Annotated in this window: 11 protein-coding genes; 3 read left to right on the top strand and 8 right to left on the bottom strand. The window is 59.6% G+C overall.

What is annotated here, in order from left to right; all coding sequences use genetic code 11:
- Positions 1–162 precede the first annotated feature (162 nt).
- Positions 163–870: a MauE/DoxX family redox-associated membrane protein gene (locus WA989_RS01020; RefSeq protein WP_424338674.1), complete on the top strand. Its 708-nt coding sequence runs from the start codon at positions 163–165 to the stop codon at positions 868–870.
- Between the two features lie 22 nt (positions 871–892).
- A complete protein-coding gene (locus tag WA989_RS01015) occupies positions 893–1,645 on the top strand; it encodes an SIR2 family NAD-dependent protein deacylase (RefSeq protein WP_424338673.1) in 753 nt (250 codons plus the stop codon).
- A gap of 54 nt (positions 1,646–1,699) precedes the next feature.
- Here the strand turns inward: WA989_RS01015 and WA989_RS01010 are convergent, their stop codons facing one another.
- The 8 genes from WA989_RS01010 to WA989_RS00975 all read right to left on the bottom strand — a co-directional run bounded on the left by WA989_RS01010 (position 1,700) and on the right by WA989_RS00975 (position 6,031).
- Complete coding sequence (locus WA989_RS01010) at positions 1,700–2,629, bottom strand: electron transfer flavoprotein subunit alpha/FixB family protein (RefSeq protein ID WP_424338672.1); 930 nt, start codon at positions 2,627–2,629, stop codon at positions 1,700–1,702.
- Positions 2,629–3,375 (bottom strand): electron transfer flavoprotein subunit beta/FixA family protein, encoded by a 747-nt coding sequence (locus tag WA989_RS01005; RefSeq protein ID WP_424338671.1) that lies wholly within the window; start codon positions 3,373–3,375, stop codon positions 2,629–2,631. The genes WA989_RS01010 and WA989_RS01005 overlap by 1 nt, the downstream gene beginning before the upstream one ends.
- A 129-nt stretch (positions 3,376–3,504) precedes the next feature.
- A complete protein-coding gene (locus WA989_RS01000) occupies positions 3,505–3,759 on the bottom strand; it encodes a DUF3297 family protein (RefSeq protein WP_424338670.1) in 255 nt (84 codons plus the stop codon).
- Positions 3,760–3,819: 60 nt separating this feature from the next.
- Entirely contained in the window at positions 3,820–4,242 is a 423-nt protein-coding gene (locus tag WA989_RS00995; RefSeq protein ID WP_424338669.1) for a hypothetical protein, read from the bottom strand.
- Positions 4,243–4,251: 9 nt separating this feature from the next.
- Positions 4,252–4,824, bottom strand: coding sequence for a cob(I)yrinic acid a,c-diamide adenosyltransferase (locus WA989_RS00990; protein WP_424338668.1), 573 nt, complete (start codon positions 4,822–4,824; stop codon positions 4,252–4,254).
- Positions 4,825–4,832: 8 nt separating this feature from the next.
- Positions 4,833–5,036: a twin transmembrane helix small protein gene (locus WA989_RS00985; RefSeq protein ID WP_424338667.1), complete on the bottom strand. Its 204-nt coding sequence runs from the start codon at positions 5,034–5,036 to the stop codon at positions 4,833–4,835.
- A 103-nt stretch (positions 5,037–5,139) separates the two neighbouring features.
- A complete protein-coding gene (locus WA989_RS00980; protein WP_424338666.1) occupies positions 5,140–5,436 on the bottom strand; it encodes a hypothetical protein in 297 nt (98 codons plus the stop codon).
- Between the two features lie 121 nt (positions 5,437–5,557).
- Complete coding sequence (locus WA989_RS00975; RefSeq protein ID WP_424338665.1) at positions 5,558–6,031, bottom strand: hypothetical protein; 474 nt, start codon at positions 6,029–6,031, stop codon at positions 5,558–5,560.
- 105 nt (positions 6,032–6,136) lie between these two features.
- On the opposite strand from WA989_RS00975, the gene rpoH reads away from it, so the two are divergent.
- Positions 6,137–7,024, top strand: a complete 888-nt coding sequence (gene rpoH, locus WA989_RS00970) for an RNA polymerase sigma factor RpoH (protein WP_424338664.1) — start codon at positions 6,137–6,139, stop codon at positions 7,022–7,024.
- The last annotated feature ends 174 nt before the right edge of the window (positions 7,025–7,198 follow it).

Raw genomic sequence — 7,198 nt, 5'->3', positions numbered from 1 at the left:
GAACGGGACCGCCGAAACCGAGGCCGAAGCAGCCGAGCGTCCCGTTCCTGAATTTGAAGGAGAGCTCAATCCATGAGTGTCATCGAAGCAACCACAGACAAACCCTTCCATGAGCAGGATCCGGCTGCGCGGAGCGGGCCGAAAAAGGCCGTCCTCTACCGCATGGTGATGGACAAGCATATCTGCCCGTTCGGCCTGAAGTCGCGCGATCTGTTGAAGCGCGAAGGCTATGACATTGAGGACCATTACCTCGAAACCCGAGAACAGACCGATGCCTTCAAACAGGAACACGGGGTCGAGACGACGCCGCAAACCTGGATCGATGGCAAGCGTATTGGCGGACATGATGATCTGCGCCGGTTCTTCGGCAAGGAGGTCGACGCCGACAAGACAGACGAGACGACCTATCAGCCTGTTATCGCGATCTTTGCGACAGCGGCGCTGATGGCGCTCGCGACCAGCTGGGCCGCCTTTGGCGACCTTCTGACAGTGCGCGCCTTTGAGTGGTTCATCGCCATGTCGATGTGTATCCTCGCCATCCAGAAGCTGCAGGATCTGAAAGCCTTCCAGAACCAGTTCCTCGGCTATGATCTCCTCGCGCAGCGCTATGTGCGCTACGCCTTTGTCTACCCCTTCGCTGAAGCGCTGGCGGGTATTCTGATGATTGCCGGCGCGCTAATCTGGCTCGCCTCGCCGATTGCGATTTTCATCGGCACAGTGGGCGCAGTTTCCGTGATCAAGGCGGTCTATATCGACAAGCGGGAGCTGAAGTGCGCCTGCGTCGGCGGCGATTCCAATGTGCCGCTCGGCTTTATCTCGCTGACAGAAAACCTGATGATGATCTTCATGGGCCTCTGGATGCTGTTCTAGGCCTCGTATAGGCTGGGTGCCCATGAGCAATGCAAAACAACTCGCCGATCTGATCAGGGCAGCTGATCGCGTTATGGTTTTCACCGGAGCCGGAATCTCGACCGAGAGCGGCATACCGGATTTTCGATCACCAGGCGGCGTCTGGTCGAAGATGCAGCCGATCTATTTTCAGGATTTCGTCGCCTCGCGCGACAAGCGCCGTGAGGCCTGGACACGCGTCTTCAATCGCTCGGCCGGCTGGGTCGGCGCGAGCCCGAATGACGGACACAAGGCCATTGCGGAACTGGTCAAGCGGGGGAAGGTGACATCCGTCGTCACCCAGAATGTCGACAATCTGCATCAGGATGGCGGCGTCCCGGATGACAAGGTCATCGAAATCCACGGCAATGCGTCTTACGCCAAATGCCTCGAATGCGGCATGCGCCACGAGCTGGAAGAGCTGCGCGCGCCATGGGAGGCCGATGAGGAGATCGTCTGCGTCAATTGCGCGGGACTGCTCAAGACAGCGACCATCTCGTTCGGCCAGGCCATGCCGGAGGACAAGATGGAGCGGGCGAGCGCCGAGGCCGAAACCTGCGACCTCTGCATCGTGCTCGGCTCGTCTCTCGTGGTGTATCCGGCGGCTGGCATTCCCGTTATGGCCGTGCGGGGGGGCGCGAAGCTCGTCATCATCAACCGCGAGCCGACAGATCTCGACCCTTATGCGAGCCTTGTTCTCAACGCGGAAATTGGACCGCTGATGATAGAGGTCATGGAAGAGCTCGAAAACGCATAAAAAAAGCCCCGGACCAGCGATCCGGGGCTTTCGTTCTGTATTCAGGCCCATGCTTTAAAGCGCTTCGGTGAGCTCCGGCACGGCGTTGAAGAGATCAGCCACCAGGCCATAGTCGGCGACCTGGAAGATCGGGGCTTCTTCGTCCTTGTTGATCGCAACGATGATTTTGGAGTCTTTCATACCAGCAAGGTGCTGGATTGCGCCCGAGATGCCGATGGCGATGTAAAGCTCCGGGGCGACGATCTTGCCGGTCTGACCGACTTGATAATCGTTCGGGGCATAGCCTGCATCGACGGCGGCGCGCGACGCGCCAACGCCGGCATTGAGCTTGTCGGCGAGCGGAACGATCAGCCTGTCGAACTCTTCCTTGGAGCCGAGCGCACGGCCACCGGACACGATGGTCTTGGCCGAGGTCAGTTCCGGGCGGTCCGACTGGACGATCTTCTCTTCGACGAACGCCGATTTGAACGGGCCCTGCGGCGCATCCACGGTTTCGACAGAAGCAGAGCCGCCTTCACCGGCCGCATCAAAGGCCGTGCCGCGAACGGTGACGACTTTCTTTGCGTCGGAGGATTTGACGGTCATGACCGCATTGCCCGCATAGATCGGGCGCTCAAACGTGTCGGTGCCTTCAATGCCGGTGATGTCGGAGATCTGCATGACATCGAGCTTTGCAGCGATACGCGGCGTGCAGTTCTTGCCCATCGTCGTGGCGGGCGAGAACAGCGCGTCATAGCCGTCCATCAGCGGAACGATCAGCGCTTCCATCGCTTCGGCAAGCTGCTTTTCATAAGCGTCGCCCTCAGCGTGGAGAACTTGGCGCACGCCGTCGATCTTGGCAGCGGCGGCGGCAACATCGCCAGCGCCTTTGCCGGCGACGAGAATATCGACGTCGCCGCCAAACGCCGTGGCGGCGGTTACGGTCTTGTGGGTCGCATCGGAGAGATGCGCATTGTCATGATCTGCAAGTACGAGAACAGCCATTAGATTGCTCCCTTCGCTTTGAGTTTAGTCACGAGTTCGGCGACGTCTTCAACCTTTTCACCGGCTTCGCGCACAGGCGGCTCGGTGACTTTGACCACGGTCAGGCGGTTCGCAGTGTCGACACCATAATCGCCGGGCGATTTCTCGTCGATCGGCTTCTTCTTCGCCTTCATGATGTTTGGCAGGGACGCATAGCGCGGCTCGTTGAGGCGAAGGTCCGTGGTGACGATCGCCGGGGTCTGCAGCTCGAGCGTCTGAAGGCCGCCATCGATTTCGCGGGTGACTTTGGCCTTTCCATCCTCGAGCACGACTTCCGAAGCGAAGGTGCCTTGTGGCCAGTCCAGCAGCGCAGCCAGCATCTGGCCGGTCTGGTTGCTGTCATCGTCAATCGCCTGCTTGCCGAGAATGACAAGGTCAGGGCTTTCAGCCTCGACAACGCCTTTCAGGATCTTGGCGACGGCCAGCGGCTCGACGGTCTCGTCGGTCTTTACCAGGATGCCGCGGTCGGCGCCCATGGCAAGCGCTGTGCGAAGGGTTTCCTGGGCCTGCTGCGGCCCGATGGAGACAACCACCACTTCCTCGGCTGCGCCTTTTTCCTTGAGGCGGACAGCTTCTTCGACGGAAATCTCGTCGAAGGGGTTCATGGACATCTTCACATTGGCGAGATCGACGCCGGTCTGATCAGACTTGACGCGAACTTTGACGTTGTAGTCGATCACCCGCTTAACGGGGACGAGCACCTTCATAGGATGGCTCCTTTTCCATTGATCCTGATTACCGGCTTCAACTAGAGAAGCCGCGCAGAACAATCAAGCTTAACGCTAACGTAAAGGTCAATTCGTCGCGACGTCTCGCGGAATTATAGCCTGAAACCGTTAGTCCGTCTGCTGTTCCGCGTCCTCAAACCAGACCTCGATCGGGCCTTTCAGCGTCAGGGTCAGCGGCTGGCCCTTGCGGTCGACAGCCTTGCCGGCGACCATGCGGATCCAGCCTTCAGACAGGCAGTACTCGATAACGTTTGTCCGCTCCTGGCCCTTGAAGCGTACGCCGACGCCGCGCGCGATCAGCGCTTCGTCATAATAGGGGCTCCGCGGGTCGAGGCTCAGGCGGTCTGGAGGTGTATCACTCATGGCGAGATGCTTTGCCCTGACGAGACAAATTCCTCAAGCCCAAAACCGCATTTAGAAGCCTCAGTTTGGCTTGCGGCGTCTGTAGACCGACTTGTTGGTCGGCGCGGTGCCGTCCGGCAGGTAGACGGTCTGGACGATCCGCATCGTGTCATCATCGATCAGCGTGCGCGATGCCCGCATCAGCGTTTCGCCTTTCATCGCAGCACTGGAGTTAAGCTCGCTGCGATTCTCGGCGGTGATTTTCAGGCTGTCGACCAGATCGCCGCCCTTGAAAGGGCGCGCTTCGCCGTCTGGGGTGCCGCGGAAAGAGGCCTCATGGGTCGCGCCCGCCAGATCGGTCCACGCCATGTCGAACACAAGCTCTCCGCCCTCTTCATAGATGATGTATGAGCCAACGCGCGGCGGGTCGCCCTGCTTGTAGTCGCAGGTGCCGGGCTCAAGCTCCCAATGGCCGATAAAGCGCTCATGCGTGTTGTCAGTCATGGCGGCCTCCTAACGGTTGGCGCCGGGCACCCATTTGACGTCCTTGGTACCATTCTCATTGGCCGCGCGGGCAGCCACGAACAGCCAGTCCGACAGGCGGTTGATATAGGACAGGGCACTGGCGCCGACTGTCTCATCTTCGAGGGCTGCAAGCCGGGCAACATCGCGCTCGGCCCGCCGGCAGATGGTCCGCGCGACGTGCAGGTGAGCGGCAAGCGCAGACCCGCCGGGCAGGATGAAACTGTCGAGCGGGGCGATGGCGGCATTCATCGCATCGATCTCGGCCTCGAGCCGGTCTGTCTGCGCCTTGACGATCCGCAGCGGCTCCCAGCCAAGGTCCTTGCCACGATCCGGTGTAGCGAGATCGGCGCCGAGGTCGAAAAGATCGTTCTGGATGCGGTGGATCGCGCTCGCCATGTCATCGCGCGCCTCAAGCGCGGCGACGCCAAGCGCGGAATTGACCTCATCGACGCTGCCATAGGCTGTGACGCGCGGGTGCCATTTGTCGACGGGCTCGCCGGTGGCGAGGCGCGTTTTTCCGGCATCCCCGGTGCGTGTGTAGATCTTGTCGAGCTTGACCATAGGCTTGCCTAGTTGAACGCGCCGAGAACGAAACCGAGCCCGCACAGCAGGGCAATCGCGATCGCCTGTATCAGAACGCGCATACGCATCAGTTTGTTGGACCGGCTGGCTTGTTGGTCGTCGGTGCGGGTCAGGTTCACCAGTCCGAGCACGAGGACGATCAACAGGATCGCAAGGGCGACGTAAAAACCGATCGTCAGAATATTGGCCATTGGGGTCTCTTTCCCGAATCTTCCCACCCTATGTAGGCCTGCCTGGCTTTGAAGTCATCCGGGAGGCGATGTGCCGCCTCGACGCAGGGCCCGGCACAAGTATTCACGAGATAACAAATATTTCACCTGAAACCACATTGCCGGGCGGCAGTAGAAAGCCTATTTTAGTGATGCTGGAGCGAGTGTGCGCCAGTGATTGAGGGGCACAAGATCTGCCCCGTCCCATAAGGCAAACCGCGATGAAATCGCAATCTGTCAAACCGCAATCAAAACCGGCCGCCAAACCCGCTGCCAAGCCAGGCAAGCCATCGATCCCCGGCAAGCCAAAGGCGAAGTAATTCAGCAGGTTGGCGCCTGAAAGACCCGGATGCCGCCCCCGCATCCGGGTCTTGTCTTGCATAAATACAACTATTCGCATGTTTTCGGAATTTAGGGCCCGGAAATTGCTATACTTTTATTTAATTGCGCAGATGCGAAAGCCGAGTCACGATTTACCCGTCCCGCCTGATTCGATGGGACGGTCATAATTGGTATAGTCCCCTCCAACAGCATCGGGGCCACGACATGGCAACAACCGCCAAAAAAACCACCACCAAGAAACCAGCTGCGAAGAAACCGGTCGCGAAAGCCAAACCGGCAGCGGCGAAAAAGCCGGCAATGGCCAAGAAGCCTGCGCCAGCGAAAAAACCGGCTGCGGCAGCGAAGACGGTAGCGGCAAAGCCTGCCGCCAAAAAGGCCGCGCCGGCCAAGCCAAAGGCCGTCAAAAAGCCTGCCGCAAAAAAAGCACCTGCGGCCAAGGCTGCAGCGCCGAAGAAAGCAGCCGCCAGGAAGCCTGCGAAAAAGAAGGCGGCCTGAGGACTTCCTTCAGCCGCCTGCCAGGCCGCCCGGACATCGCCTGTCCGGGCGGTTTTTTTTGAGCTTTTCGGGTCGATTTTCCCTTTAACGGGCCCTATAGGCCCCCATTTATGCATTTGCGTGATAATAGGAATGCGCAAGAGGGGGAGAGACGCTGCCGCAAAGCGGGGCTAAAAGCTTTCTCCATAACCGAATACGGAACCGATGCCCGCTTCAGGGGTCAGTACTGTAGATTGGAGAGAAAAATGGCGACCAAAACGTCCATAGCGCTCAGCCCTGAGCAGGGACTGAGCCGGTACCTAACCGAAATACGCAAATTCCCGATGCTCGAGAAGCAGCAGGAATTCATGCTGGCCAAACGCTGGCAACAGGATGAGGACACCGATGCCGCCGAGCAGATGGTGACCTCTCACCTTCGTCTCGTGGCGAAAATCGCCATGGGCTATCGCGGCTACGGCCTGCCAATGGCCGAGGTGATCTCCGAAGGCAATGTCGGCCTTATGCAGGCGGTCAAGAAATTCGATCCGGACAAGGGCTTCCGCCTCGCGACTTATGCGATGTGGTGGATCCGGGCAGCGATCCAGGAATATATCCTGCGCAGCTGGAGCCTCGTGAAACTTGGCACCACGGCCGCGCAGAAGAAGCTGTTCTTCAACCTCCGCCGCATCAAGGGTGAGATCAACGCGCTCGACGCCGGTGACCTCAAGCCTGATCAGGTCACCGAAATTGCAACGCGTCTGAACGTGCCGGAAAAAGACGTGCTCAGCATGAACGGCCGCATGAGCGGGTCTGATGCCTCGCTGAATGCGCCGATGGGCCAGGAAGGCGATATGGAGTGGCAGGACTGGCTCACTGATGATGAGCCGGGCCAGGCCGAGACTTTCGCCAACCGCCAGGAATTCGACAGCCGCATGGAGCTTCTTCAGGAGGCGATGGCTGATCTGTCCGAACGCGAGCAGCACATCCTGCAGGAGCGCCGCCTGACCGACGAGCCGAAGACGCTGGAAGAGCTGTCCGAGGTCTACAATGTCAGCCGCGAACGCATCCGGCAGATCGAGGTGCGCGCCTTTGAGAAGATTCAGAAGGCGATGAAGCGGATGGCAAAAGAACAGGGCCTGCCAGCGTCGAGCTGACGCCCTGGTCGACTGATCCTCAAGACAAGGTTTTCTCGTCCGCTGGCTGATCATCTTCAGCCGGCGGATCGAGGAATTCCGGCGGCTTTACGCCCATCACGACAGCCGCAATCAGGGCCGCGACGCCGACCGTAAACACTGCGACGGCCACGATGCCCCCGCCGACCCCGAGCG

The sequence above is a fragment of the Henriciella sp. genome (genome assembly GCF_049649345.1).
GTDB lineage: Bacteria > Pseudomonadota > Alphaproteobacteria > Caulobacterales > Hyphomonadaceae > Henriciella.
The sequence above is the reverse complement of the archived record's forward strand: the minus strand, read 5'-3'. Positions and strand labels throughout refer to the sequence as shown.

What these genes read in the sequence shown, in the direction of transcription:
- WA989_RS01020 (WP_424338674.1), top strand. Translation starts at nt 163, where the DNA reads ATGGTGATGGACAAGCATATCTGCCCGTTCGGCCTGAAGTCGCGCGAT.
- WA989_RS01015 (WP_424338673.1), top strand. Translation starts at nt 893, where the DNA reads ATGAGCAATGCAAAACAACTCGCCGATCTGATCAGGGCAGCTGATCGC.
- WA989_RS01010 (WP_424338672.1), bottom strand. Translation starts at nt 2,629, where the DNA reads ATGGCTGTTCTCGTACTTGCAGATCATGACAATGCGCATCTCTCCGAT.
- WA989_RS01005 (WP_424338671.1), bottom strand. Translation starts at nt 3,375, where the DNA reads ATGAAGGTGCTCGTCCCCGTTAAGCGGGTGATCGACTACAACGTCAAA.
- WA989_RS01000 (WP_424338670.1), bottom strand. Translation starts at nt 3,759, where the DNA reads ATGAGTGATACACCTCCAGACCGCCTGAGCCTCGACCCGCGGAGCCCC.
- WA989_RS00995 (WP_424338669.1), bottom strand. Translation starts at nt 4,242, where the DNA reads ATGACTGACAACACGCATGAGCGCTTTATCGGCCATTGGGAGCTTGAG.
- WA989_RS00990 (WP_424338668.1), bottom strand. Translation starts at nt 4,824, where the DNA reads ATGGTCAAGCTCGACAAGATCTACACACGCACCGGGGATGCCGGAAAA.
- WA989_RS00985 (WP_424338667.1), bottom strand. Translation starts at nt 5,036, where the DNA reads ATGGCCAATATTCTGACGATCGGTTTTTACGTCGCCCTTGCGATCCTG.
- WA989_RS00980 (WP_424338666.1), bottom strand. Translation starts at nt 5,436, where the DNA reads ATGCAAGACAAGACCCGGATGCGGGGGCGGCATCCGGGTCTTTCAGGC.
- rpoH (WP_424338664.1), top strand. Translation starts at nt 6,137, where the DNA reads ATGGCGACCAAAACGTCCATAGCGCTCAGCCCTGAGCAGGGACTGAGC.